An 866-nucleotide genomic window follows, 5' to 3' on the forward strand; every position below is an offset into this window, starting at 1 on the left:
GGGCGAGGACGGCCCGGGACGGACCCGCCGATGGCTCGGCCGATCGCCGCCAGATCCCGACCCGCGCCGAGCGGCCGGCGCGGGTCGGGGTTTGGCGGTGGGCAGGCGGGCATGCCCATCGAACCCGACCTGCCCTTCGAGGAGGGGCGGCACGCCAAGGAGGACCTCATGACGATGAGCGAAGCCGACGTCGAGCGGGCCCGTGCGGCCCAGCTGCCTGATGATGACGTGGTGGGCGTCCTGCTCAACCAGCACGCCCGTATCCGCGACCTGTTCGCCGAGGTGCGCAGCACGGCGGGCGGGCACAAGAAGCAGGCGTTCGACGAGCTGCGGGCGCTGCTCGCGGTGCACGAGACAGCGGAGGAGCTGGTTCTGCGGCCGGTGACCAGGGATGTCGACCGGGCGGTCGCCGAGGCCCGCGACCGGGAGGAGGGCGAGTCCACGCAGGTGCTCAAGGCGCTGGAGAAGATGGACGTGCACAGCGGCGAGTTCGACCGGAAGCTGGCCGAGTTCGAGCGGGCCGTCTCCCGCCACGCCGAGCACGAGGAGAGCGAGGAGTTCCCGCGCGTCCACGCGGCCCGTAGCGAGGAGCAGCTGGAAGGCATGGGCCGCCGGCTGCGCACCGCGGAGAAGATCGCTCCCACGCACCCGCACCCGTCCACCACGGGGTCACCCGTCGCGCAGTGGACCGTCGGCCCGATCGCGTCGATCGTCGACCGCGTCCGCGACGCCGTACGGTGACCTTTTGTTGACGCCACTGCCGGGGCGGTGGCCCGGAGCCCCGCTGATGCCCCGGCCGGCCAGGCTGTCCTCGATCCGGCCGGTGAGCGGATCGCCGAGGTGCTCGAGGCGCTCGTGGCCCGCTA

General features: G+C 73.1%; 1 protein-coding gene. It reads left to right on the top strand.

Features of this window, described 5'->3' with window-relative positions:
• The first annotated feature begins 168 nt into the window (after positions 1–168).
• Complete coding sequence (locus NBW84_RS21935; protein WP_250287006.1) at positions 169–741, top strand: hemerythrin domain-containing protein; 573 nt, start codon at positions 169–171, stop codon at positions 739–741.
• The last annotated feature ends 125 nt before the right edge of the window (positions 742–866 follow it).

The sequence above is a fragment of the Protofrankia sp. CiP1_Cm_nod2 genome (assembly GCF_920664355.1).
Lineage (GTDB): Bacteria > Actinomycetota > Actinomycetes > Frankiales > Frankiaceae > Protofrankia.

Coding starts and splice junctions, on each gene's coding strand:
- NBW84_RS21935 (WP_250287006.1), top strand. CDS start 169: ATGACGATGAGCGAAGCCGACGTCGAGCGGGCCCGTGCGGCCCAGCTG.